Genomic DNA, 25,258 nt, shown 5'->3' on the forward strand with positions numbered 1-25,258 from the left:
AGCGTGGCGGTGTTGTTGCCGTCGTAGACCTTGTTGGCCGCCGTGATGCCGGTGATGGCCGCGATGGTGGCCGGCGTGATGTCGGCCGTGGTGCTAGCGGTGGTCGACGCCAGCGTGTAGTTGCCCGCGTCCGTGCCGCCCAGCGTCAGCCCGGCGATGCTGACCGTCTTGCCGTTGGCCACGTTCTTGTCCGCGAACGTGCCCGTCGAGGTCGCCACGTTGACCGTGTCGCCCGCCAGCAGGCCGGTAAAGCCGGCCGCGCCCGTGTTGAGCGTGGCGGTGTTGTTGCCGTCGTAGACCTTGTTGGCCGCCGTGATGCCGGTGATGCCCGCCATCGCCGCCTTGCTGATGTCGGCCGTGGTCGTCGCCGTCGTCGCAGCCAGCGTGTAGTTGCCTGCATCGGCGCCGCCCAGGCTCAGGCCGGTGATGTTCACCGTCTTGCCCGCCGCAGCGTTCTTGTCTACGAAGTTGCCGGTCGACGTCGCTACGGTCAGCGTGTCGCCGCTCACCATGCCGGTGAAGCCGGCCGCGCCCGTGCTCAGCGTCGCCGCCGTGGTCGTGTCGTAGACCTTGTTGGCCGCCGTGATGCCGGTGATGCCCGCGATGGTGGCCGCCGTGATGTCGGCCGTGGTGCTGGCGGTGGTCGACACCAACGTGTAGTTGCCCGCATCCGTGCCGCCCAGCGTCAAGCCGGCGATGCTCACCGTCTTGCCATTGGCCACGTTCTTGTCCGCAAACGTGCCGGTTGACGTGGCCACGTTGACTGAGTCGCCCGCCAACAGGCCAGTGAAGCCGGCTGCTCCGGTGCTCAGGGTCGCAACGTTATTACCGTCGTAGACCTTGTTGGCCGCCGTAATGCCGGTGATGGCCGCCATCGTCGCCTTCGCGATGTCGGCCGTGGTCGTCGCGGTGTTGCTGGCCAGCGTGTAGTTGCCCGCATCGGCGCCACCGAGCGTCAGTCCGGTGATGTTCACCGTCTTGCCAGTCGCCGCGTTCTTGTCGACGAAGTTGCCGGTGGAGGTCGCAACCGTCAGCGTGTCGCCACCCACCATGCCGGTAAAGCCGGCTGCGCCCGTGCTCAGCGTTGCCGCCGTGGTCGTGTCGTAGACCTTGTTGGCCGCCGTGATGCCGGTGATGGCGGCAATCGTCGCCGCCGTGATGTCGGCCGTCGTGCTGGCGGTGGTGGATGTCAGCGTGTAGTTGCCCGCGTCCGTGCCGCCCAGCGACAGGCCGGCGATGCTGACCGTCTTGCCGTTAGCCACGTTCTTGTCCGCGAACGTGCCGCTGCCGGTGGCGACGKTCAGCGCGTCGCCCGACACCATGCCGGTGAAGCCCGCCGAGCCKGTGCYCAGCGTGGCGGTGTTGTTGCCGTCGTAGACCTTGTTGGCCGCCGTGATRCCGGTGATGGCCGCGATGGTGGCCGGCGTGATGTCGGCCGTGGTGCTGGCAATGGTCGACGCCAGCGTGTAGTTGCCCGCATCCGTGCCGCCCAGCGTCAGGCCGGCGATGCTGACCGTCTTGCCGTTGGCGACGTTCTTGTCGGCGAAGGTGCCGGTCGAGGTGGCCACGTTGACCGAGTCGCCGCCCAGCAGGCCGGTGAAGCCGGCCGCGCCCGTGTTGAGCGTGGCGGTGTTGTTGCCGTCGTAGACCTTGTTGGCGGCCGTGATGCCGGTGATGGCCGCCATCGTCGCCTTCGTGATGTCGGCCGTGGTCGTCGCCGTCGTGCTGGCCAGCGTGTAGTTGCCGGCGTCAGCACCGCCCAGGCTCAGCCCGGTGATGTTCACCGTCTTGCCGGTCGCAGCGTTCTTGTCGACGAAGTTGCCGGTGGACGTCGCCACGGTCAGCACGTCGCCACTCACCATGCCGGTGAAGCCGGCCGCACCCGTGTTCAGCGTCGCCGCCGTCGTCGTGTCGTAGACCTTGTTGACCGCCGTGATGCCGGTGATGGCGGCGATGGATGCCGTGTTCACGGTCAGCGTGCCAGGCGCCGCGTAGCTGAGCGTGTAGCCCAGCGCGTCCACGGCACCGGATGCGATGAGCGAATGCGCGCCCACGATGGGGTTGCTCGAAGTGGACAGCGTGCCGCCCACCGCCACGGACGGGGCGGTGCTGAAGATCTGGCCGGTGGTGTCGCCGTTCTGCACGCCGGCCAGGCTGGTGGTGGCCGCAGTGGCCGGGCCGTAGGTGCGCGTCAGGTTGTCGGCCGTGATGGTGACCGTCGGCTGCTCGCGGTAGACCACGTTGACGCCGGCGCCCAGGGCGGCCGTGAAGTTGGTGGTGCTCTCGTCGCTGCCGTAGCGGAAGCGCCCGCTGCCGCTGCCGACCAGGGCGGTCAGGCCGGTGCTGCCGGACACGGTGCCCGAGTACAGCGTGGCGCGGCCACCGCTGCCGACACTGACGCTCCCGCCGCCGACGATGACGTTGCCGCCCGCGCCCGTGCCTGCCGCCACCGAGCTGGCGGCGTTCAGCACCACCGCGTTGCTGGCGGTGCTGGTGGTGGCGACGGACTGGTTCAGCGTCAGGTCGCCCGACAGCGTGCCCAGGGCCACCGCGCCGCTGCGCGTGATGCCCACGCTGTTGACCGTGCCGACGGCCAGCGCGCCGCTGTTGACCAGTGTCAGGTCGCCCGAGCCGGTGGCTGCGGCGACGGTCGTGATGCTGTTGCCCGCGTTGGTCAGCGTCACCGCGCCGTTGCCCTTGAGTTCGAGGCCGGCGGTCGTCAGCGCCGCGCTCTGTGTGACCGCACCGGCGCTGTCCAGCGTGGCGTTGCCGGCCACCGTGGTGGCGCCGACGCTGGTGGCACCCGTGCTGCTGCTGGCCAGGCTGCTGGCCGTGCCCGAGAACGTCACGCCGCTGCCGGTGAGCGTGGTGGCACCCGTGCCGTTCAGCGTCGCCGTTAGCGCGCCGCCGGCCGTGGCCGCGGTCGTCCCGCTGCCGTTGAAGGTAATACCCAGCGCGCCGGTCGACGACACGTTGGCACTGCCGGTGTTGGTGACGCCCACCGCACCGACGAGCGTGTTGCCCGCGTTCGTCAGCGTCACCGCGCCCGAGCCGGTGCTGATGGTCGTCGCGCCGTCCACCAGCGCGGCGCCGCTCTGCGTGAGGCTCTGGTTGGTGGCGGTGACCGTGAGGCTGGCCGCCGCGTTGCCGGCGCCCGCAGCGCCGATGGGGCCGAGCACCGTGGCCACGGTGTTGACCAGCGTGACGTCGCCGCGCCCGGTCGAGCCGACCGCGCCGGCCAGCTGGTTGCCGGCGTCGTTCAGCGTCACGGCCGCGCCGCCCGCGTTCACGGTGGTGGCGCCGGCAACAAACGCGCTGGCGCTCTGGCCAACGGCGTCGTTCACCGTCGTGACCGACAGGCTGGCCGCCGCATTGCCGCCGCCCGCCGCGCCGATCTGGCCCAGCGTCGTGGCCTGGCTGTTGGCGATGGTGACTGCGCCCGTGCCCACCGAGCTGACCGCGCCGTTGAGCTTGTTGCTCGCGTTGTCCAGCGTGACGGCGCCCGCGCCGGCGCTGACGGTAGTGGTGCCGTCGACAAACGCCGCGCCGCCCTGCGCGACCGCGCCGCCGTCGGTGCTGACCGACAGGCTGGTTGCGCGGCTGCCGCTGCTGCCGATCTGGCCCAGCGTGGTGGCGCCGTTGTTGAACAGCGTGACCGCGCCGGTGCCGATGGTCGTGATCGCGCCCGTGAACTGGTTGCCAGCGTTATTGGCCGTGATGGCGCCGCCGGTGTCGGTGCGCAGCGAGGTGACGCCGGCGACGATCGCCGCGCCGCTCTGCGTGATGCTGCCGTTGCTGTTGCGCACGGTCAGGCTGGCGGCGCCATTGCCGGCCGAGCCGATGGCGCCCAGCGTGGTGCTGACGGCATTGCGCAGCGTGACCGCGCCGGTGCCGGTGGACCCGACCGCGCCGGCCAGCTGGTTGCCGGTGTTGGTCAGCAGCACGGTGCCCGTGCCGGCCGCCACCGTGGTGGCGCCGGTCACGTAGGAGGTGCCGCTCTGGCTGACGTTGTCGTTCGTCGTCGTGACCGACAGGCTGGCCAGCGGACTGCCAATGGTGCCCATGGTGCCCAGGTTGGCGGCGATGTCGTTGGCAAGCGCCACCGCGCCGGAGCCGGTCGAGTTGACCGCGCCGGTCAGCCGGTTGGCCGCGTTGTTCAGGCTGACGCTGCCGGAGCCGGCCGCGACCGTGGTCTCGCCGGTCACGTAGGCCGCAGCGGTCTGCGTCACGGCGGCGTTGCTCGTGACCACGTTCAAGCCAGCCGCGCCGCTGCCCACCGAGCCGATCGCGCCCAGCGCGGTGGCCAGGCCGTTGTGGATGGTGACCTCGCCGCTGCCGGTGGAGCTGACCGCGCCGGTGAGCTGGTTGCCGGCGTGGTTGAGTGCCACCTCGCCAGTGCCGGCGTTGACGGTGATGGTGCCGGCGACGCTGGCCGCGCCCACCTGCGAGAACGCGCCGTTGTTAGTCGTCGAGGTCAGCGAGCCGCCCACCGTCAGACCGGCCAGCGTCACATCGCCCTTGGCGACGGCGGCGAGGTTGCCGGCCAGGCCGGTGTTGATGGTCGAACCGACCGCCATCGAGACCTCGCTGGTCACCGTGCCGGGCGAACCACCGCCCAGCGCCGTGCCGGCATACAGGTTGACGTTCAGCGAGCGGTCGGCGCCGCCCGCGCTGATGGAGCCGCCCGCCGTGAAGTTGATGCTGCCCTGGGCCGCCAGCGTCAGTGTGGCCGACTGCGCACTGGCCAGCGCGGTCGTGATGGCCCCGGTCACGGTGATGTCGCCCAGGCCCGTGTTGGTGCCCGCGTTGTTGGTCAGCACGACGACGTTGGAGCCGTTCGTCAGCGCTGCCGCCAGCGAGGTGGTGCTCAGGAAGGCGTCGTCGTCGGTGGTGTTGAAGCTGCCGGCGACATTGGTGTCGGCGACAGCGCCTATGGTCAGGTCGTTAGGGTCCAGCAGCCAGGTGCCGCCCTTGCCCTTGGCGGCGCTGACGTCGGCCACGCCGGTGCGCACGTTCAGCACGCGCTTGCCCGACGTCTCGATGAGGCCACCATTGCCGCCCAGCAAGCCGCCGCGCGCGGCGATGCTGCCGTCGAAGCGGGTGCGGTCGTTGGACCAGACCACCACCGTGCCGCCATCGCCCAGCCGCGTGGCGCTGGCGTCGATGCTGGCGCCGGCGGCGACCGTCGTGGTGGTGGCGTTCCAGAGTTCGCCCTGGCCCTGGTAGTTGCCGCCCAGGTTGACCCGGCCGCCGCCGGTCGCGCCAGTGGCGCTGATGGCCGAGCCGGCCGCGATGTCGACATGGTCGGCCTCCAGCACGATGCGACCGCCCTTGGCCACCAGGCTGCTGGCCGACAGCTCGCCGCTGTTGCGGATGACGCTGCCCTGCAGCGTCTGCGCGGCGCGCGCCGACATCAGGATCTGGCCGTCCGGCGCCAGCACCGCGTGGCGGTTTTCGATCAGCGTGGCGATGTCGGCCGGCGTCACGCGCAGCCGGGCCAGGCTGCCACCCTCGAACTGCAGCTCGATGGCCTCGCCGGCCGCCAGCGCCACCGTGCCGGCCCGCGCCCGCACGATGCCGCTGTTGCGCACCTCGGGCGCCAGCAGGGCCACATAGCCACCATTCGCGGCCGTGATCTGGCCTTCGTTCTCAACCCCGGCGGTGCTGCCGGCGCGCTCGAACACCAGCCGGCCGGCCATGAAGTCGGCCAGGCCGATGCTGTTCGTGCTGGCCACGAAGGAGCCCACGTCCACCTGCGCCGTCGGGGCGAAGTAGATGCCGCTGGCATTGGTCAGGAAGACCTGGCCGTTGGCGCTCAGGCGGCCGAAGATCTGGCTGGGCGAGCCGCCGGTGACGCGGTTCAGCGCGACGCTGGAGGCATCGGGCTGCGCGAAGCGCACGCTGGCGTTGGCGCCGATGTCGAAGCTGGTCCAGTCGATGGCGGCACGCGCCGTCGTCTGGTTCACCACGAGGTTGGCGCCGGTCTGTTGCCAGCTGGCCTGGCCGGCCACGAGCTGGCCGCCTTGCGGCGTCGCAGTCGGCGCGGGCGCCTGGCGGGCGACCACGGCGGTCGGCGCCTGGGCGAAAGCCCCTCCGGCGCCAAGCGCCAGCAAAGCGGCGGCTGCGGTGCGCAGGCCGACTCGGCGTGCGCTGCGGCCGGCCTTGCTGCGGCCGCGGGCGTGCTCGTGCACCGCGATCCAGCAGCCCTGGGCGGCGCTCCAGACCAGGCGGAAGATGCGGTTCAGGCTGGCATGTTCGTGCATGGTGTTCTCCTCGGCGCTCAGAACGGTTGGCTGGCCAGCAGCCAGAAACGATTGCGGTGCAGCGACCCGTCCAGGTCGCGGCCCTGCGCGTCGGCAAGCGGGTTGTCGCCGATACGGCGAGCCCAGATCACGCTCACCTCCGCACCGCCCGGGCTGGCGTAGTCCAGGCTCAGGCCTGCGCCCTTGAGCGAATACTGGTTGGGCGCCGTGGCGCCCAGGAAGTTCTCGTCGACATAGGTCTGGACACGGCCCCAGTCGAAGAAGCCGGCAACGCGCCAGCCGCCGCCCAGCCGCACGCGCAGCTCGGCACTGGCCAGCAGGCCGGTGGCGCCGCCGCCTTCGCTGACCGGGTAGGCGCGCACGCCCTGCGGGCCGCCGAGGTAGAACTTCTCCGACGAGTCCAGGTTGCGGTTGGCCCACTGCCCCTGCAAAGAGGCATGTGCCGACCAGTCACCCGCCAGGGTCTGCTGGCGGGTCAGCTGGTAGCGCAGCTTGCGGAAGCTGCCGTCGGTGCGCGGACCGGCCGCGTCGAAGGCCTGGCTGGGCGAACCGCCCAGGTCCAGCTGCCCGAACTGGGCACCCAGGTAGGCGGTCGTGACGCCGGAGCCGCCCACGTCGTCAAACTCGTTGGCGCTCAGCCCCAGGCTCCAGACCTGCGAGTCGTAGACCGAGGCATCGGCACCGTTGGCCTTGTTGTGGAAGCGCTTGCTCTCCAGGCCGCCCTGAAGCAGCACATTGAGGTCACGCGAACGCACCAGCGGATGGCTGACGTCCAGGCCCAAGGCGCTGGACGTGCCCCGCGCGTCGAGGGCCTCGAAATCGCTGCCGACGAGGTGATAGCGCAGCGCATTGGCGCTGACACCGACCCGCGTGCCCGCCAGCCCGACCGGCATGGACGCACCCAGCCGCACGAAGCTGCTGCCGCGATTGACGCTGGCCTGGGCGATCAAGAGGTCGCCCATCCCGAGCGCGCTGTTCAGCGCCACGGAGGCGTTCAGGCGGGCCTCGCCGGTGGAGCGCGTGCCGCCGTTGTCGACGCCCACTGCGCCCGTCACCGTGGGCTTGTCGCGCAGGCTCAGGCGCACGGCGGTCTCGCCGGTGCCACCACCCGGCACCAGGCTGGCACTGGCCTGCACGCCCGGCAGGTCGCCTACCAGCAGCAAGGCCCGGTCCAGCGCCACCAGGTCCAGCGCCTGGCCGCGCTGCTGCCCCTGCTCCAGCATCGCCATGGCGCGCTCGGGTGCCAGGTGCTGGCCGCTCTGCTCCACCTGCGTGCCGCCGTAGTGCGCCTCCATCACCTGCAGGGTGACCACGCCCTCGGTGACGTCCTGCGCCGGCAGGAAGACCCGGGCCAGCCGGCCCGCCGCCGTGTAGCGCTTGGCCACCAGTGAGGCGACCTCCTGCAGCTCCTTGAAGTCCAGCGGCCGGTCGAGATAACCCGTCACGGTGCGCTGCAACTGCGCATCGCTCAGCATCGTGTTGCCCTGGAACCGGAACGACTTGACCGCCACCTTGGCGCCTGCCGCCACCTGCAGCGTGGGCGGTGGCGTCGCCACCTGGGCGCCCTCGCCCGGCCTGGGCAGCACCGGCGCCTTGCGCTGGTTCTGCTGCATCAGCTGGCCGGCATCGGGCACGGTCTGCGCGCTGGCGCTGCAGGCCCCGAGGGCCATCAGCACGGCCACACCCCAGGCGGCAGGACTCAAGCGTCGCTCATCAAGGACGGGGATTCGATGGGCCGACAAACGATGGCTTGCTGGATGTGTGGGTCGCACTTGGTATCTCCCGCTGACAAGCAGGTACGAATGCTTGCGCGCCGGTCCGTGGGCAACTTTTCCAAACTGCTGAAAAACTTTTCCATTCTGTTTTTGAGATGACTACCATCGCCCGGCCGTGCACCATTCCACAGGACTGACGCCCCAAAACGACGCCGCCGTGCGCCGCCAACGTGTGTTGGTGGTGGCCGGTGAGCTGAGCGACCTGAAGGCGGTGACCGCGCTGCTGGGCGAGCGTTTCACGCTGTCGTTCGCGACCGACGGGCTCGGCGGCGTCCAGCGCGCGCAGGGGCAGCGGCCCGACCTGATCCTGATGGAAACCTGCCTGCCCGGTGTGGTGGACGGCCTGGTGGCCTGCCGCCTGCTCAAGGCCGACGCCGTGACCGCCGCCATCCCGGTGCTGTTCGTGTCGGCGCTGACCGAGCCCGGCGACCGCGTGCGCGGCCTGGAGGTGGGCGGGGCGGACTACATCTGCAAGCCGCTGTGGCCGGCCGAGGTGCTGGCCCGAGTGCAGGTGCATCTGCCCAGCCCGGCGGCACCGGCCCGCAGTTCGCCCGACCCCGAGGGCGCTTTCGTCGAAGCCGCCAAGGCCTTGATCGACGCGCAGCTGAGCGCGCTGCCCAGCGCGGATGAGCTGGCCCGCGAAGTGGGCGTGGCCGGCCGGCGGCTGTGCGAGATGTTCCGGCAGCACACCGGCATGACGCTGCAGGCCTACGTCAGCGAGCAGCGCATCCGCGCCAGCCTGCGGCTGCTGGAGCGCACCTCGATGAGCGTCAACGCGGTGGCCTACGAGGTGGGCTTTCGCACCCCGGGCAACTTCTCGACCGCCTTCCGCACCCGAACCGGCATGACGCCGCTGGCCTGGCGGCGCCAGCGCACGCTGGACTACTGAGCGCACAAGCTTGTGCGGCAAACGCAGATGCCGCGCCGCGGCAGGCAGCGGACAATGGCCGTCTCGACACAATCGAACCCCGCAGGCCCGATGAAGCACACCCTCTGTTTCGCCGCCCTGGTGACCGCGCTTCTGCTCGCCGCCGCTCCCATCAGCCACGCCAGCTCCGGCCCCGGCGTGGCCTGGCAGGCCGCTGCTGCCGATGCCGACATCGACCGCGCCTTCACGCAGGCGAGGGCCGAGAAGAAGCCGCTGCTGCTGTACTGGGGCGCCAAGTGGTGCCCGCCCTGCAACCAGCTCAAGGCGACGCTGTTCAACCGGGCGGACTTCATCGAGCAGAGCAAGGCCTTCGTGGCGGTCGGCATCGACGGCGACGCGCCCGGCGCGCAGAAGCTGGGCACGCGCTTCAAGGTGCGCGGCTACCCGACGCTGATCCTCTTCAACGCTAACGGCAACGAGATCACCCGCCTGCCCGGCGAGGCCGATGCGGCCCAGGTCATGAAGGTTTTGCAGCTGGGCTTGTCCAGCGGCCGGCCGGTCAAGGCCGTGCTGGCCGATGCCAAGGCGGGCAAGCGGCTCTCGGCCAACGAATGGCGGCTGCTGGGCTTCTACGGCTGGGAGACCGACGAGCAGCAACTGCTGCCCGTGGCCGAGCGCCCGGCCACGCTGACGCAGCTCGCCAAGGCCAGCGAAGGCGTGGAGGCCGAGACGGCGACCCGCCTGTGGCTGAAGTCCATCGGCGCGCTGGCCGAGGGCAAGGCGACCGACCCGGCCCAGTTGCCGCGCCTGCGCGGGGTGCTGGCCGACGCAGCCAAGTCACGCGCCCAGATGGACGTGCTGAGCAACGAGGCGCCCGACCTCGTCAAGGCCATCACGCCGACCGCCGGCGACACGCGCACGCAACTCGTTGCCGAGTTCGACGCCGCGTTGAAGCGCCTGAACGAGGACACGACGCTGTCCCGCGCCGACCGCCTGAATGCGCTGCAGGCCCGCATCGAGCTGGCGCGGCTGGACACGGCCAGGGAAGAACCGAATCCGAAGACGATTCCGGCCGCGCTGCAGACCGAGGCGCGCGACCAGGCCGCCAGGGCCAACCGCGAGATCACCGACGGCTACGAGCGCCAGGCCGTCATCACGCAAGCCGCCTACCTGCTGGGCCGCGCTGGCCTGTGGAAGGACAGCGACGAGCTGCTGAAGGCGGCGCTGGCGCGCAGCCACTCGCCCTACTACCTGATGAGCCAGCTCGGCGGCAACGCCAAGAAGCAGGGTCGCAAGGCGGACGCGCTGCGCTGGTACGAGGAGGCCTTCAACAAGAGCGAGGGCCCGGCGACGCGCCTGCAGTGGGGCTCGAACTACTTCGCCGCGTTGATCGAGCTGAGCCCGGAAGACGCGCCGCGCATCGAGAAGGCCGCGGCCCAGCTGTTTGCCGAGGCGGCCAAGGACCCCGGCGCCTTCTACGAGCGCAGCGAGCGCTCGCTGAAGAAGGTCGCGACGCTGCTGGCCGACTGGAACAAGACGCCCGCCCAGACGGCCGCCGTGGGCCGGCTCAAGGCACAGCTCGACGGGGTGTGCAGCAATCTGGACGGCAGCGATGCCAAGGCCAAGACGGCTTGCCAAGGGCTGATGAAGCCCGTCAGCAAGGCCTGATCTAAAGCCCGTCCGACAGCAGCGGCTCGCGCCGCAGGTCGGCGTCCACGTCCATCAGCACGCTGGCCAGCTCCAGCGTGCGCCACAGCCCTTCGGGCATGGCCATGATGGCCTCGGGGGTGCGGGCCTGGCTGACCCAGGCGCCGATCTCGGCATGCTGCTCGTGGGTCAGCAGGCAACGGTCACGCATCTCGTCGAGTGTCTGCACGCTCAGCCTTTCATCGCGGCGGGGCCGCTGGTGGGAGGTCGGGAGAAGCTGGGGGCTATTGCACCATAGGCCGCCGTTCATCACGCGTCTGCGGTCATTCAAACGCGCCGTGCCGCCGGCCACACTTCTCGTCGCGGCGGCGCACGCGGCGGCCCGGATACTCGCGGCCATCCGGTCCCTGGAGCCCTGCATGCCCTTTCCCGCCCGGCGCGCCCTCGCGCTTGCCGCCGCCCTGTTCGCCGCAACGGCCCAAGCCGCCACGCCGCTGAAGCCCTGCCGCATCGACGGCATCCCCAACGAGCTGCAATGCGGCAGCCTGCAACGCCCGCTGGACCCGGCGCGGCCGGAAGGCGTCAAGGTCGACATCCACTACCTCGTCGTGCCGGCAATGGCGCGCAACAAGCAGCCCGACGCCGTGCTGATGCTGGCCGGCGGCCCTGGCCAGAGCGCCATCGATGTGGCCGCGCGCGTGCTGCCGCGCCTCTCGCGGCTGAACAACCGGCGCGATCTCGTCTTCATCGACCAGCGCGGCACCGGCAAGTCGGCGCCGCTGGAATGCCCCGACGAAACCAAGCTGCCCATCACCGAGCAGCTCGACACCGCCGCGCAAATGAAGCGGCTGGATGCCTGCCGCGCGACGCTGGAGAAGCTGCCCTACGGTGACCTGCGCTTCTTCACGACCACCATCGCCATGCAGGACATGGACGCCGTGCGCGAAGCGCTTGGCGTGTCGCAGTGGAACCTCGTCGGCGGCAGCTACGGCACGCGCGCGGCGCTTGAATATCTCCGCCAGTTCCCGAGCAAGGTGCGCCGCACCGTTATCGACGGAGTCGCGCCGCCGGACATGGTGCTGCCGGCCAGCTTCTCGCCCGACACGCAGGCGGCGCTGGACAAGCTCATAGACGCCCACGCCAAGACCCTCCCCGAACTGCGCGCCGACTGGCAGAAGCTGCTCGCTTCGCTGCCACGCCAGGTGACGGTGGCCCAGCCGCTGACCGGCGCGCCCGAGCGCTTCACCGTCGACCGAGAGCTGCTGCTGCGCGCGGTGCGGCCGCCGCTCTACCAACCCGCGCTGGCCGCGGCGCTGCCCGCCGCCATCCATGCGGCGGCGGCCGAGGGCCGCTTTGAAGGCCTGTTCGGCCTGACGTCGGCCTTCAGCGGCGGCAAGGGCCAGAAGCTCGCCGCGGGCATGCACTTCTCCGTCATCTGCGCGGAGGACGTGCCCCGCCTGGCCGGCGCCACCGACAAGCCGGGCGAGGACTACCGCACCGTCGACGCCGACATGTACGCCCGCGTCTGCAAGACCTGGCCCCGTGGCGACGTGCCGGCTGAGTTCTACACGCTGCCGCCCGCGCCCAGCCCGGTGCTCCTCATGAGCGGCGGCGCCGACCCGGCCACGCCGGCCCGCCACGGCGAGCGCGTCGCCAAGGCGCTGGCCGTGGGCCACCCGGAGCGGGTGCAACACCTCGTCGTGCCCGAAGCCGGCCATGGCGTGATGGCCGTGGGCTGCGTGCGCGACCTGATGTTCCGCTTCATCGACGCCAAGACAGACGCCGCCGCGCTGCCGCAGGAGGCGGCCTGCGCGACGCGCATCCCGCGCCCACCCGCCTTCCAGCCCGTGCAAGGAGGGGCCGCCAAATGATCGAGATCCAGGACGTTCACAAGCAGTTCACCACCCGCACGGGCGCCGGCCTGTTCAAGCGTGGTGCCAAGAAGGTCGTGCATGCGGTTCAGGGTGTGAGCCTCACGGCGCCGGACGGCCGCATCACCGGCCTGCTAGGCGCTAACGGTGCCGGCAAGACGACGACGCTACGCATGCTGGGCGGCTTGTTCGCGCCGGACCAGGGCCAGATCACGGTCGACGGCATCGTCGTGCAGCAAGCGCCGTTGCAAGCCTTGGCCCGCATGGGCATCCTCGGCGACGCCCACGGCCTCTACCCGCGCCTGTCGGCGCGCGAGAACATCGCCTACTTCGGCCGCCTGCAAGGCATGACGACGGACGCCGCCAACGCGCGCGCCGAGGAGCTGGCGCGGCTGCTGGAGATGCAGTCCATCCTGGACCGCCGCGCCGAGGGCTTCAGCCAGGGCGAGCGCATGAAGACGGCGCTTGCCCGCGCCCTCGTGCACGACCCCGCCAACATCGTGCTGGACGAGCCCACCAACGGCCTGGACGTGCTGGCCACCCGCGCACTGCGCGAGGCCTTGCGTTGGCTGCGCAGCCCCGAGGGCGGCAGCAAATGCATCGTCTTCTCCACGCACATCATGCAGGAGGTGGAGCAGCTCTGCGACGAGGTCGTCGTCGTCTCCCACGGCCGCAGCGTGGCGCATGGCAGCGTGCCGGCGCTGCTGGAGCTGGCGGGCGAACAACGTTTCGAGGACGCTTTCGTGAAACTCGCATTCCCTGAAGAGGTCGCGGCATGAAGCACGCGTGGATCGTTTTCACAAAAGAGCTGGCCGACGCGCTGCGCGACCGCCGCACGCTGCTGCGCATCCTCATCCCCGCGCTGCTGATGGGGCCGCTGCTGCTGATGGCGCTGTCTGGGCTGATCGCGTCGTTCGAGGAGCGCGCCGACAAGCGCGAGGTGGCTGTCTACGGCGCGGACAACGGGCCGACGCTGGTGAACTACCTCGAGCGCCAGACCTACACCATCCACTCGATCAAGGGTGACGTGCTCCGGGAGGGCTATGAGAAGGGCCTGCGCGAAGGAAAGATGGCGGCGCCGCTGCTGGTGATCCCGGCGGACTTCGAGGCCAAGCTGCTGGCGGGCGAGGCGCCCGTGGTGGAGGTGATGAGCGACAGCGCCAACCAGCGCGCCCAGGCCGGCGTGGGCGCCGTCAAGGGCCTGCTGTATGGCTTCAACCAGGAGCGCGCGTCGCTGAACCTGGCGATGCGCGGCGTGTCCATCGAACTGCTGAAGCCCATCGACATCGAGGAGCGCGACCTCGCCAGCGTGCAGGCCCGCGCCGCGCGGCTCAGCAGCATCATCCCGATGTTCATCATCATGGCCGTGCTCTACGGCGCCCTGACCGCCGCGCTGGACAGCACCGCCGGCGAACGCGAGCGCGGCTCGCTGGAGCCGCTGCTGATGAACCCGGCGCCGCACGGTGCCATCGTCGTCGGCAAGTGGGGCGCGGTGGCGCTGCTGGGCATGGCGGTGGCGCTGCTGTCGAGCTTGAGCTTCGTGCCCGCGCAATGGCTGCTGAGGAGCGACAGCCTGCAGGCGATGTTCCAGTTCGGCATGCCGGAGGTGCTGGCCTTCTGGCTGCTGCAGATCCCGCTCGCGGCCGGCCTGTCGGCCATGCTGATGGCGCTGGCCATCCGCTCCAAGACTTTCAAGGAGGCGCAGGCCGGCAGCACGCTGATCGTCACCGCCATCAGCCTGGCGCCCATGGTCACCCTGCTGAACCCGGGCGGCGAAGCGGCCTGGTACCTGTGGGTGCCGGGCCTGGCGCAGAACACGCTGATGCTGGCCGTGCTCAAGGGCGAGACGCTGCGCTGGGGCCAGGTGTTGCCCGGCGTCGTCGTCGGCTTCGGGCTGACCGCGGTGGCGCTGTTCTACGTGGCGAGATCCATGCGGGCCGCAGTCGCGCGTTAACCTGCTGCTCATGAAACACATCGTCATCGCGGCGGCCACGACTGCGCTGGTGCTCGCCGGCTGCACCAGCGTCAAAAGCTTCTCCGCCTTCGAGCCCGCCACGCCAGCCGACTACACAGGCCCCAGCGCCAACGTCGCTGACCAGGTGGTGGTCATCAGCGCCCAGCGGCTGCACGTCTTCGAGATCACGCAGGTCGACGGCCGGCGCCTGGCCAGCAGCAGCATGGCCAGCACCCGCGCCGGCCAGGGCAGCGGCATGACGCTGACGCCGGTGGCGCTGACGAACGAACTGCCGCTTCGCCCGGCGCAGCTGCGGCTCCAGGCCGCGACGCAGTACGCCTCGCCCATGCTCGCGATGTCGAATGCGAGCTGCCGCACGTTCGGCGAAGTGCGCTTCACGCCCGCTGAAGGCAAGCGCTACATCGTCAACGGGCAGATCGCCGAGAACGTCTGCGAGGTCTGGATCGAGGACCTGGAGACCCGGCAGCCAGTGACCGAGAAGATCAGCGGCCCGGGCACCGGGCGCTAACTCAAGCGGCGCGCAGCCGCCTTGAGCAGGGCCCGCGAATACCAGCGGTGAAAGCCCAGCAGTGCGTGGAAGACGCGGCCCATGCGCGCCTCGCCACCGGGCTCACGCCGCCGCGGCACCACGGCCGAGCCGAACCACAGCGTTGTTCCGCCGCCCTCGCCCGCCTCGGCCTTGAACCAGGAGCGCGTGGCGCCGCTGTCCTCGTGCATCAGCAGTTCGTCGCCGACCCGCTTCTCCACCGTCCAGACAGCGAAGCGCTCACTCTCGCCGCGCGCCACGGCCCGCGCCATCGCGTCGCTGGAAGGCTTGCCGAACAGCGCCAGCAGCGCACGCTCCACCTTGAAGAGACGCGTCGTGTAAAAGGCCTCGACGAACGCGGCCAGGCTGACCGTGCGTGGGAACCGCAGCGTGTAGGCATCGGCAAAGGCGCTGCGTTCTGCGGCGAGCCGGGCCAGCAGGCTGTCGGGCGGGGGCGGCGTGTCGGTGGGCGTCATGGCGGGAAGCATCGCCGGGATAGCCGCAAGCGATTGGCCGTCGGCAATGAGAATCATTAGCATTTGTCTATTCGATTTCATCTGGCGATAGACATCATGACCAAGACCGCAAGGGCCTGGCGGGTGCGCCTGGGTAGTGGCCTGGCACGCCGACCGCAGCCGGCCGCCTGAGCCGGCCTGCCTCAGCGCAGGCCATCCAGCAATGTGCGGCGCAATGTTGCCTCGTCCGCGATGCCACTCTGGCGACGCATCAGCTGACCATCCTTGAAGGTGAAGTAGGACGGCAGCCCGCTCACGCCGAACTGGGTGACGAAGTCGTTCTGGCTCACCGACGTCCAGGGCTGAAAGGCGACGCGGGCGAATGCGACACCGTTGGGCGCTTCAGCAGCAGCCAGCGCGTTGAAGGCCGGATTCGAGCGCACGCAATAGCCGCAGTTCGGGTCATAGGAGCTGAGCTGCACCACGACCCAGCCCTTGCTGTCGCGCACCCAGGCGCTGAGCGCGGCGGGCGTGACGCTCTGGACGCCAGGGCTGGACGCCGCCGCAGCGGGCGGTGCCGCTGCGGCGCTGTTGCGACCGGGCGGTGGCGGCAGCGGTGCATCGGCGGCCCGGGCGCGCTGCTGCTCGACATAGGCCAGCAGGGGCGCGCGGTCCAGCTGGGCGGCGGCGATGGTCTTGACGACCGAGGCATAGCCGCCGTAGCTCGCCCCGACGCGGACGGCCACCACCGCGTCGGCGCGATGGCCGATCAGATAGAGCCCGCGGTCGCCGAAAAAGTTGTACTGCAGCCGCTTGGCCAGATCCAGCTCGTGGAACCAGTAGACCGATGCGTCGGGGCTGTCAGTGCGCCCAGCGCAGGGGATGTCGCAGATGGTGATCAGCTCGAAGCCCTGCTCGCGCAACTGGCCGGCGTAATGGCGCGCGATGAGCAAGGGGCTGTCATCCGCCGGGTGCTTGAATTGCAGCATCGACACCTTGCCCTCATAGGGCAGGCGCCAGCGGCTTTCATTTTTTCCCTTGGCCCGCTCGGGCGGCGAGATCGGCAGCGCGCCGGCTTCAAGCGGGTTGTCGTAGCGGCCCAGCTCCTGGGCACGCGGATAAGGCCGCAGTTCTGCCGTTTGGGCCTGCGCGATGGCAGCGCCCAGCAGCAGGATGGCGGCGGCCAGACCTCGTTTGAGTCTCATGTCGCTCCCTGACTTCAGTTGGCAAACCGCGGATGCACGCGGCGCGGCGGGAGTCTAGGAGGCCCCGGCGGCCTCGGCTGCGAGGGAACGGTTACGAGCTGTATGGTAGGGATGCCGGAGCGGTCTGCTCTTCCAGCCAGCCCAGCCAGCGCATCGCCTGCTCGCGGTTGTCGCCGCACATGTCCTCATGCGGCGGCAGCGAGCCGCAGACAGCCGGCCGTTCCGGCTGGCCGAAGATCATGCAGCGCAGCTCATCGTCCAGCTGCACGCAGCGCACGCCCGCCGGCTTGCCATGCGGGTGGCCGGGGATGGGCGAGCTGATCGACGGGGCGATGCAGCAGGCGGCGCAGTGGGGGCGGCATTCCATGGACAGCCGCGATTTTGCCGTCCAGGCCCCGTGTCACCGGGTGACGACGATGTCGCCGGTCTGCAGATCGCGCAACTGATCCACATAAGGCAGCTCGATGTTGTCGAAGCTCACGGGCACACCCGCGCAGCGCAGCGCCTGGGGCCGGTCGCAGACATGGAAGTGCAGGTGCGGCTCGGTGGAGTTGCCGCTGCTGCCCAGTTGGCCAATCACCTGCCCGGCGCGCACCGCCTCGCCGACCTTGACGCGCACGCTGGCCGTCTGCAGGTGGGCATACACGGTGGACTCGCCCTGGGCGTGTTCGATCAGCACGTAGTTGCCGATGATGGCGTCGCCGCCCTGGGCCATGCGCCTGTCTTGCTGCTCGCCAACGCGCTTCAGGTAAGCGGCCTGCTCCTCGCCGGGGCGCCGCAGGTCATCCGCCGATTCGGGCGCATCCTGGCGCGCGACGCGCACGATGCCGTCGGCCGCCGCCAGCACGGGGGCGCCGTAAGCGAAGTGGTCCGAGAGCTGGCTGCCCTGGCCTCGGTAACTCAAGCCACCCTCGCCGATGCGCGCGATGTCCAGCGCGAATTCCTGCGGCACCACCCAGCGGTGATGGGAGTGCGGGGACGGGCCAGCGCCGATGAACCAGGTGCCCGCGAGTGGAAAGCGGTACTTGTTCTTCGCGCCAGCCAGGATGGGCAGCGAGGCGACGGCGCTGACCGCCTGCTGGCCGGCGTCATGGCCCGAGACCTGCACCGTGACGGCCGGCCGCTTGCCGCGATAGCTCAGGAACTGCTGCACCAGCATCAGCATCTCGCCGGGAGCCAGCGTCGCCGAGGACGCGAAGACCGGCTTCGTTCCGAGCAGCGCAGCCCCGCCAAACTGAAAGTCGAGCTGGGCCATCATGCCGGCGTCGTTCATCTGCTTGCCGCGCGCGGCGCTCTTGGCCAGGTCCGCGGCCTCCAGCAGCCGGGAGTCGGTCGGCGTGCCCGGGCCCTTCACGGCCAGCGTCACCGAGTCCAGCGTGAGGGGCGTGCTGCCGTCGTTGCTGATGGCGATGTTCTGCACCAGCACGCCCTGGACCCCACGCACCGAATCGATGGCGTAGGCGTGAACGCCCTGCGCCGGATAGAAGCGCACCGACAGCGCCTGCGACCAGGCCGGCAGGCTGCTGGATGCGGCCAAGCAGGCGAACAAAAACACGGAGCGACGAAGCATGGGAGTCCTTTCAAGACAGCGGCGCATTGTGGGCAGCCGTGCCTTGCACCGCCCGTGTGGCGCGACCAACGGCATATCCCCGGGCTTCAAGCGTCCGGATTGCGCTGCATTGCGGCGCGGCCGCCCGTGCGCCAAGGCCGTACAGGGTGACTTATCCACAGCCACTCCTTAAAATTCGCGGTTCGCCTGAGCGCTCGCGCAGGCACCGTTCTTTCCAGGATCGAGATGCTCTACCCCAAGGAATTCGATGTCATCGTCGTCGGCGGCGGCCATGCCGGCACCGAGGCCGCGCTCGCCGCTGCCCGCATGGGCGCGCAGACGCTGCTGCTGACCCACAACATCGAGACCCTGGGCCAGATGAGCTGCAACCCCAGCATCGGCGGCATCGGCAAGGGCCATCTCGTGAAGGAAGTCGACGCGCTGGGCGGCGCGATGGCGCTGGCCACCGACGAAGGCGGCATCCAGTTCCGCATCCTGAACGGCAGCAAGGGCCCGGCCGTACGCGCCACCCGCGCCCAGGCCGACCGCATCCTCTACAAGGCCGCCATCCGCCGCCGGCTGGAGAACCAGCCCAACCTGATGCTGTTCCAGCAAGCGGTGGATGACTTGATGGTGGAGGGCGACCGCGTCGTCGGTGCCGTCACGCAGGCCGGCATCCAGTTCCGCGCCCGCGCCGTCGTGCTGACGGCCGGCACCTTCCTGGACGGCCGCATCCACGTCGGCCTGCAGAACTACGCCGCCGGCCGCGCGGGCGACCCGCCGGCCGTGTCGCTGTCGGCCCGGCTCAAGGAGCTGAAGCTGCCGCAGGGCCGGCTCAAGACCGGCACGCCGCCTCGACTGGATGGCCGGACCATCGACTTCAGCAAGTGCGAGGCCCAGCCCGGTGACCTGGACCCCGTGCCGGTGTTCAGCTTCATGGGCAACAAGGCCATGCATCCGCAGCAGGTGCCTTGCTGGATCACGCACACCAACCTGCGCACGCACGAGATCATCCGCAGCGGCTTTGACCGCAGCCCCATGTTCACCGGCGTCATCGAAGGCGTGGGCCCGCGCTACTGCCCGAGCATCGAGGACAAGGTCAACCGCTTCGCCGACAAGGACTCGCACCAGATCTTCCTGGAACCCGAGGGCCTGACGACGCACGAGTACTACCCCAACGGCATCTCCACCTCCCTGCCCTTCGACATCCAGCTCGCCGCCGTGCGCAGCATCCCCGGCCTGGAGAACGCCGACATCCTGCGCCCCGGCTACGCCATCGAGTACGACTACTTCGACCCGCGCGGGCTGAAGGCCTCGTTCGAGACCAAGGTCATCCAGGGCCTGTTCTTCGCCGGCCAGATCAACGGCACGACCGGCTACGAGGAGGCGGCGGCCCAAGGCCTGTTCGCCGGCCTGAACGCGGCGCTGCAGGTGCGCGGCGACGGCGCGTGGACGCCCGCGCGCGACCAGGCCTACCTGGGCGTGCTGGTGGACGACCTCATCACCAAGGGTGTGACCGAGCCCTACCGCATGTTCACCAGCCGCGCCGAGTTCCGCCTGCAGCTGCGCGAGGACAACGCCGACGCCCGCCTGACCGAGACCGGCCGCCAGCTGGGCTTGGTCGACGACGAGCGCTGGGCCGCCTTCAACCGCAAGCGCGATGCTGTTTCACGTGAAACAGAGAAGCTGAAGAGCACCCGGGTACATCCTGGCATCCTGCCGGCGGCGGACGCCGAGCGCTTGGTCGGCAAGGCGCTGGAGCGTGAATACACACTGGTCGAACTGCTGCGCCGGCCGGGTGTCGTGTTCGACACCGTCGCGGAAGTCGCGGCTATTGCACGCCCGGAGGCCGGTGTTTCACGTGAAACACTGACCGCCGAATTGGGCCAGGAGCTGGCCGACCTCGTCACCGAACAGCTAGAGATCAGCACCAAGTACGCCGGCTACATCAACAAGCAGGTCGACGACGTCGCCCGCGCCGCCCACTTCGAGCACCTGAAGCTGCCCGACGACCTGGACTACGGCCTCGTCCACGCCCTCTCCTTCGAGGCGCGTCAGAAGCTGAACAAGCACCGTCCGGAAACGCTGGGCCAGGCGTCACGCATCTCCGGCATCACGCCGGCCGCCGTTTCGCTGCTGCTGGTGCACCTGAAGAAGGGTAAGTTCAAGGGCTTCACGGCCGAGGCCGCCGTTGTGGATGAAGCTGCATGAAGGACACGCTAGCAAGCGCGACACGCGAACTTGGCCTGGATCTCAACGACGCCCAGCTCGACCAGCTGCTGGCCTACCTGGCCCTGCTGCAGAAGTGGAACAAGGTCTACAACCTGACCGCCGTGCGTGACCCGGCGCAGATGCTGAGCCACCACCTGGTGGACAGCCTGTCGGTCATCGCGCCGCTGCTGCGCCATGGCGCGCCGGACAGACTCATGGACGTCGGCGCCGGTGGTGGCCTGCCGGGCGTGGTCATCGCCATCTGCTGCCCGGGCACCGACGTCAGCTGCGTGGACGCCGTCGCCAAGAAGGCGACCTTCATCCAGCAGGTTGCGGCCGAGCTGAAGCTGCCCAACCTGCACGGCGTGCACAGCAGGGTGGAGCAGCTGAGCACCGAGCCCTTCGGCGTCATCACCTCCCGCGCCTTTGCCTCGCTGGTGGACTTCACCAGCCTGACGCGCCAGCACCTGGGCCAGGGTGCCGTCTGGATGGCCATGAAGGGCCAGCACCCGGCCGACGAGATCGCCGCCCTGCCGGCCGACGTGGACGTGTTTCACGTGGAACAACTGGCCGTCCCGGGCCTGGACGCCCAGCGCTGCATCATCTGGATGCGGCCTCGCTGAGCCCTCGGCGCGGGTCACGCCCGAGCCTCACCGCCGCGCCGCGCCGGTACGATGCCAGCAGTCGAGAACTGGAACCCATGGCCAAGATTTTCTGCATCGCCAACCAGAAGGGCGGCGTCGGCAAGACCACCACCACCGTCAACCTCGCCGCCGGCTTGGCGCAGATCGGGCAGCGCGTCCTCGTCGTCGACCTGGACCCGCAGGGCAACGCGACCATGGGTTCCGGCATCGACAAGCGCAAGCTGGAGCTGACCGTCTACGACGTGCTGCTGGAATCCGCCACCCTGCCCGAGGCCAGGATGCGCGCGGAAAAGGCCGGCTACGACGTGCTCGGCGCGAACCGCGAGCTGGCCGGTGCCGAGGTGGACCTGGTCGCGCTGGAGCGCCGCGAGGCCCGGCTCAAGGCCGCGCTGGCCGATGCCGGCCCGGACTACGACTTCATCCTCATCGACTGCCCGCCGTCGCTGTCCATGCTGACGCTGAACGGTCTGTGCTGCGCCCACGGTGTCATCGTGCCCATGCAGTGCGAGTACTTCGCGCTGGAAGGCCTGACCGACCTGGTCAACACCATCAAGCAGATCCACGCCAACCTGAACCCTGATTTGCAGATCATCGGCCTGCTGCGCGTCATGTTCGACCCGCGCATCACGCTGCAGCAGCAGGTCAGCGACCAGCTCAAGACCCACTTCGGCAACAAGGTCTTCGACACCGTCATCCCGCGCAACGTGCGCCTCGCCGAGGCGCCGAGCTACGGGCTACCGGGCGTCGTGTTCGACCCCAGCTCCAAGGGCGCGGTGGCGTTTGTGGAGTTCGCCAAGGAGATGGTGGCGCGGATCGAGACGATGCGGTAGGCACCCGCGGCTCTTGCTATGTCAGACGCCCTGCTCCGTTACGTTCCCGTTGACCCAGGCTATGTGCCGAGCGTCGATCAAGCAACCCGAGCGACGCAACTACTTTCCGCCTTGCTACCTATGGCCAGCGACGTTGTCTGTCATATCAAGGAGCAAGTCGTCTTTGTGGACGCCGGCGGCAATTGGGACGGCGTGCATTGCCCGTCATGTGGAGCCGATGCCGAAGGTTGGTGGAGCGACGCCATGGAGGTCGCTGCCGAGAGCGGATTTGAGAACCTGCGAGTCATAGCAGCATGCTGTGGCGCTGACGTTTCATTGAACGAGCTGAGGTACGGCTGGCCGGTCGCGTTCGGCCGCTTCTTCCTGGAGGCCGCCAATCCGAACGTCGCCGGAATTTCCGAACAAGCTCTGCAACAGCTGGGTGACGCCGTAGGCGGGCCTATGCGGCAGATTCAAGTGCATGTCTAAGGCCCCCAGCGCCATGCTTCGCCCAATGACCCCGGCCGACGCCGACGCCATCGCCGACCTCCATGCCACCAGCTGGCGCAGCGCCTACCGCGGCCTGTTGTCGGACGATTTTCTGGACAACGGCGTCATCGCCGACCGCCAGGCCGTCTGGCGCGAACGCCTGCTGGGCCCCGCCACCGCGCCGGCCTTTGGCGTCGTGGCCGAAGACGCCACGGGCCAGATGATCGGCTTCGCCTATGTGCTGCTGCACCACGACCCCGTCTGGGGCACGCTGGTCGACAACCTGCACGTCCACCCCGAGCACAAGGGCGGCGGCATCGGCCGCCGGCTGCTTCAGGCTGTGGCCACCCGGCTCGGCGCCGAGCACACCCAGCCCCTCTTCCTCTGGGTGCTGGACGGCAACGAGCCCGCCAAGCGCTTCTACGCCCGCATGGGCGCGGAGTTCGCCGAGCAGGGCATGACCGATGGCCTCGGCGGCGCAACGCTGGCGGAGTGGCGCTGCGTGTGGCGCGATCCCTCGGCCCTGCTCCATGCTTGACGCCCTCGCCCTCCGCGCCGAACTCGCCGGCCTCGACGCCAGCGCGCCGCCCCAGCAGGCCGACATCGACGGCTGGCTGATCCGCCTGTCGCCGGGCAAGGCCAAGCGCTCGCGCTGCATCAACGCGCTGCGCGAGGGCAGCCTGCCGCTGGACGACCTGCTGGCCCGATGCAAGCAGGCCTACGACGCCGCCGGGCTGCCGCTGGCCGTGCGCGTGACGCCGTGGAGCCAGCCCGCCGACCTCGACGCGCGGCTGGCGGCCAAGGGCTGGGGCGCGTTCGATGCGGCGGATGTGATGCTGCTGGACACCCTCACCCCCGAGCCCGCGCCGGTCGCCCTCCAGGCCCTCGACGCGCAGGCCTACGCCGCCCTCGTTGGCACGCTGCGCGGCTCGTCGGTGACGGCAATAGCCGCCCACGCCGAGCGCATTGCTAACGCCCCGGTCACCTACCAGGGCTTTGCGCTCAACGACGCGGCCGGCGCCTTGCTGGCCTGCGGCCAGATGGTCGTCGATGGCGACATCGTGGGCCTCTACGACATCGCCTCGGCCGTCCAGCGCCAGGGCCATGCCGACCGCCTGTGCCGGGCGCTGCTGGCCCTCGCCCACGCCCAGGGCGCGCGCCAGGCCTATCTGCAGGTGGGCAGCGACAACGAGGTCGCCAAGCGCCTCTACGCGCGCATGGGCTTCGTCTTCGCCTATCGCTACCACTACCGCAGCCCCGAGCAGGTCTTGGCATGAATCTCCGCCGCCTCGGCCCCGACGACCTGCCGGCCTTCCAGGCCTACCGCAACGACCCCGACGTTGGCCGCTGGCAGGGCTGGGTGCCCAAGTCCGACGCCCAGGCGCTGGCCTTCCTGAACGGGATGGCCGCCGCGCCGCTCTTCCAGCCGGGCGAGTGGACACAGCTCGGCATTGCCGACGAGCTGACCGGCCAACTGCTCGGTGACCTGGGCGTCTTCGTCAGCGCCGATGGCTGCGAGGCCGAGTTCGGCTTCACGCTGGCCCGCGCCGCCCAGGGCCAGGGCATCGCCAGCGCCGCCGTGTGCGAGGCCGTCGCCTTGGTGTTCGACCAGACGCCCGTGGCGCGCATCCACGCCCAGACCGATGCGCGCAACACCGCCTGCATCCGGCTGCTGGAGCGCCTGGGCGCGCCGCTCATCCAGCAAATCGACACGGAATTCCGCGGCGAGGCCTGCGTCGAATTTCGTTACGAATTGGCCAGCCGATAGGGGCTGGATCTCCCACGTTTGCAGGCGCCCAAGCGGCAGGCGGGGCCACGGGCTGCGTGAACATGGCGCCTCTCAAAACGCGGCCTCCTGCGCCCATGACCAACACCACCCGCCTCGCCACCGCCCTGCTGGCCCTGGCCGCCCACGCCACCGTGTTCGCGGCCGACAAACCCGTCGTCGACCTGCCCGGCGCCGCCGACCACCCGCTCATCAAGCGCTTCGCCGGCTCCTGGCTGGCCGGCCAGAGCGTCTCCAACTGGGACGCCGCCGTGCTGCCCGCCAGCGCCGAGATGGCCAAGGGCGACGGCCGCCAGTTCAAGGACCCGCTCAACCTGGAAGGCAAGATCACACGCACCCTCTACATCGCGCCGCGCGGCAAGGCGGCGCTGGAGGTGTGGCGCAACTACGAGCAGGCGCTGAACGCCGCCGGCTTCAAGAAGCGCTTCTCGTGCGAAAGCAAGTGCGCCGACCTCTACTTCGCCTGGTGGAAGGCAAGCGAGCCCAACAAGGGCATGACCTGGGCCAAGGGCGACGTCGAGACGCCCACCGGCAGCCGCTACAGCCTCACCTCGGCCCTGTCCCCCGAAGACGGCCGCATGCTCGTCGGCACGCTGGGCAAGCCCGGCCACGAAGCGCACGTGCTGCTCTACAACTCACTGGCCGCCAATGCGACGACGGGCCTGGTCGCCACCTATCTGACGATCATCGAACCCAAGGCGATGGAGACCGGCCAGGTCACCGTGGACCCGGCCGCGTTGCAGGCCGGCTTGGCGGCGGAAGGCCGCGTCACGCTGACGGGCTTGTTCTTCGACACCGGCAAGACCGAGCTCAAGCCCGAGTCCAAGGCGCAGCTCGAAGCCATGGCCGAGCTGCTGAAAAGTCAGCCCGCGCTGAAGGCCTGGATCGTCGGCCACACCGACAACGTCGGCAGCTTCGAGTCCAACGAGAAGCTCAGCCTGGCCCGCGCCCAGGCCGTCGTCGCGGCGCTGACTGCGGCGCCGTACAAGGTCGACGCCAAACGCGTCGCGCCCAAGGGCCTGGCCAGCCTGGCGCCAGTGGCGGGCAATGGCGACGACGCCGGGCGAGCAAGGAACCGGCGCGTGGAGCTTGTGGCGCAATAGCGGTAAATAGCGCAGGGCCTGCAAAGGCTGCCAACTCGCGTTAGCGTCACAGCCTTCGAGCCGCGCCACGCGGCCGTGACCG

The 25,258-nt window shown here is 69.8% G+C and carries 21 protein-coding genes; 14 read left to right on the plus strand and 7 right to left on the minus strand.

Annotated features, from left to right (window positions below; all coding sequences use genetic code 11):
* Together ACXRVZ_RS15355 and ACXRVZ_RS15360 are read right to left on the minus strand one after the other, a co-directional pair.
* Positions 1–6,263, minus strand: a 6,263-nt coding sequence (locus ACXRVZ_RS15355; RefSeq protein ID WP_458232549.1) for a YDG domain-containing protein, incomplete at its 3' end; no start/stop codon positions are given.
* Positions 6,264–6,280: 17 nt separating this feature from the next.
* Positions 6,281–7,966 carry a ShlB/FhaC/HecB family hemolysin secretion/activation protein gene (locus tag ACXRVZ_RS15360; protein WP_457417812.1) on the minus strand — a complete coding sequence of 562 codons (1,686 nt, stop codon included), beginning with the start codon at positions 7,964–7,966 and terminating at the stop codon, positions 6,281–6,283.
* A 187-nt stretch (positions 7,967–8,153) separates the two neighbouring features.
* Between ACXRVZ_RS15360 and ACXRVZ_RS15365 the strand changes: the two genes are divergently transcribed.
* Positions 8,154–8,927, plus strand: coding sequence for a response regulator transcription factor (locus ACXRVZ_RS15365; RefSeq protein WP_457417810.1), 774 nt, complete (start codon positions 8,154–8,156; stop codon positions 8,925–8,927).
* A gap of 90 nt (positions 8,928–9,017) precedes the next feature.
* A complete protein-coding gene (locus ACXRVZ_RS15370) occupies positions 9,018–10,574 on the plus strand; it encodes a thioredoxin family protein (RefSeq protein ID WP_458232550.1) in 1,557 nt (518 codons plus the stop codon).
* Position 10,575: 1 nt separating this feature from the next.
* Here ACXRVZ_RS15370 and ACXRVZ_RS15375 read toward each other — a convergent pair whose 3' ends face one another.
* A complete protein-coding gene (locus ACXRVZ_RS15375) occupies positions 10,576–10,782 on the minus strand; it encodes a hypothetical protein (protein WP_457417806.1) in 207 nt (68 codons plus the stop codon).
* Between the two features lie 190 nt (positions 10,783–10,972).
* Here ACXRVZ_RS15375 and ACXRVZ_RS15380 point away from each other — a divergent pair, with 190 nt between their 5' ends.
* From ACXRVZ_RS15380 to ACXRVZ_RS15395, 4 genes are read left to right on the plus strand one after another with little or no spacing between them, the layout of a single operon-like run.
* Entirely contained in the window at positions 10,973–12,424 is a 1,452-nt protein-coding gene (locus ACXRVZ_RS15380; protein WP_457417804.1) for an alpha/beta fold hydrolase, read from the plus strand.
* On the plus strand, positions 12,421–13,203 hold the full coding sequence (locus ACXRVZ_RS15385) for an ABC transporter ATP-binding protein (protein WP_457417802.1): 783 nt from the start codon (positions 12,421–12,423) through the stop codon (positions 13,201–13,203). Before ACXRVZ_RS15380 ends, ACXRVZ_RS15385 begins: the two co-directional genes overlap by 4 nt.
* Positions 13,200–14,378, plus strand: coding sequence for an ABC transporter permease (locus ACXRVZ_RS15390; protein ID WP_457417800.1), 1,179 nt, complete (start codon positions 13,200–13,202; stop codon positions 14,376–14,378). Before ACXRVZ_RS15385 ends, ACXRVZ_RS15390 begins: the two co-directional genes overlap by 4 nt.
* Before the next feature lie 10 nt (positions 14,379–14,388).
* Positions 14,389–14,907, plus strand: a complete 519-nt coding sequence (locus ACXRVZ_RS15395) for a hypothetical protein (protein WP_457417798.1) — start codon at positions 14,389–14,391, stop codon at positions 14,905–14,907.
* Here ACXRVZ_RS15395 and ACXRVZ_RS15400 read toward each other — a convergent pair.
* From ACXRVZ_RS15400 to ACXRVZ_RS15415, 4 genes are all read right to left on the minus strand, one after another.
* Entirely contained in the window at positions 14,904–15,401 is a 498-nt protein-coding gene (locus tag ACXRVZ_RS15400) for a hypothetical protein (protein WP_457417796.1), read from the minus strand. The two genes, ACXRVZ_RS15395 and ACXRVZ_RS15400, sit on opposite strands and share 4 nt — an antisense overlap.
* A gap of 182 nt (positions 15,402–15,583) precedes the next feature.
* The gene (locus ACXRVZ_RS15405) at positions 15,584–16,585 is read right to left on the minus strand and encodes a thioredoxin domain-containing protein (RefSeq protein WP_457417794.1); all 1,002 of its coding nucleotides are present in this window, start codon (positions 16,583–16,585) and stop codon (positions 15,584–15,586) included.
* Positions 16,586–16,676: 91 nt separating this feature from the next.
* A complete protein-coding gene (locus tag ACXRVZ_RS15410) occupies positions 16,677–16,952 on the minus strand; it encodes a YkgJ family cysteine cluster protein (RefSeq protein ID WP_457417792.1) in 276 nt (91 codons plus the stop codon).
* 33 nt (positions 16,953–16,985) lie between these two features.
* Entirely contained in the window at positions 16,986–18,155 is a 1,170-nt protein-coding gene (locus ACXRVZ_RS15415; RefSeq protein WP_457417790.1) for a M23 family metallopeptidase, read from the minus strand.
* A 225-nt stretch (positions 18,156–18,380) separates the two neighbouring features.
* Between ACXRVZ_RS15415 and mnmG the strand changes: the two genes are divergently transcribed.
* From mnmG to ACXRVZ_RS15455, 8 genes are all read left to right on the plus strand, one after another.
* Positions 18,381–20,345, plus strand: coding sequence for a tRNA uridine-5-carboxymethylaminomethyl(34) synthesis enzyme MnmG (gene mnmG, locus ACXRVZ_RS15420; RefSeq protein ID WP_458232551.1), 1,965 nt, complete (start codon positions 18,381–18,383; stop codon positions 20,343–20,345).
* Positions 20,342–20,968: a 16S rRNA (guanine(527)-N(7))-methyltransferase RsmG gene (rsmG, locus tag ACXRVZ_RS15425; RefSeq protein WP_457417786.1), complete on the plus strand. Its 627-nt coding sequence runs from the start codon at positions 20,342–20,344 to the stop codon at positions 20,966–20,968. Before mnmG ends, rsmG begins: the two co-directional genes overlap by 4 nt.
* Before the next feature lie 77 nt (positions 20,969–21,045).
* Positions 21,046–21,819 (plus strand): ParA family protein, encoded by a 774-nt coding sequence (locus ACXRVZ_RS15430; protein ID WP_457417784.1) that lies wholly within the window; start codon positions 21,046–21,048, stop codon positions 21,817–21,819.
* 18 nt (positions 21,820–21,837) lie between these two features.
* Positions 21,838–22,287, plus strand: a complete 450-nt coding sequence (locus tag ACXRVZ_RS15435) for a hypothetical protein (RefSeq protein WP_457417782.1) — start codon at positions 21,838–21,840, stop codon at positions 22,285–22,287.
* Between the two features lie 25 nt (positions 22,288–22,312).
* On the plus strand, positions 22,313–22,825 hold the full coding sequence (locus tag ACXRVZ_RS15440) for an N-acetyltransferase family protein (protein ID WP_457417780.1): 513 nt from the start codon (positions 22,313–22,315) through the stop codon (positions 22,823–22,825).
* On the plus strand, positions 22,818–23,564 hold the full coding sequence (locus tag ACXRVZ_RS15445; RefSeq protein ID WP_457417778.1) for a GNAT family N-acetyltransferase: 747 nt from the start codon (positions 22,818–22,820) through the stop codon (positions 23,562–23,564). The genes ACXRVZ_RS15440 and ACXRVZ_RS15445 overlap by 8 nt, the downstream gene beginning before the upstream one ends.
* Positions 23,561–24,055: a GNAT family N-acetyltransferase gene (locus ACXRVZ_RS15450; RefSeq protein ID WP_457417776.1), complete on the plus strand. Its 495-nt coding sequence runs from the start codon at positions 23,561–23,563 to the stop codon at positions 24,053–24,055. The genes ACXRVZ_RS15445 and ACXRVZ_RS15450 overlap by 4 nt, the downstream gene beginning before the upstream one ends.
* 95 nt (positions 24,056–24,150) lie before the next feature.
* On the plus strand, positions 24,151–25,176 hold the full coding sequence (locus ACXRVZ_RS15455; RefSeq protein ID WP_457417774.1) for an OmpA family protein: 1,026 nt from the start codon (positions 24,151–24,153) through the stop codon (positions 25,174–25,176).
* Positions 25,177–25,258: the final 82 nt, after the last annotated feature.

Source organism: Roseateles sp. P5_E8, from assembly GCF_054177665.1.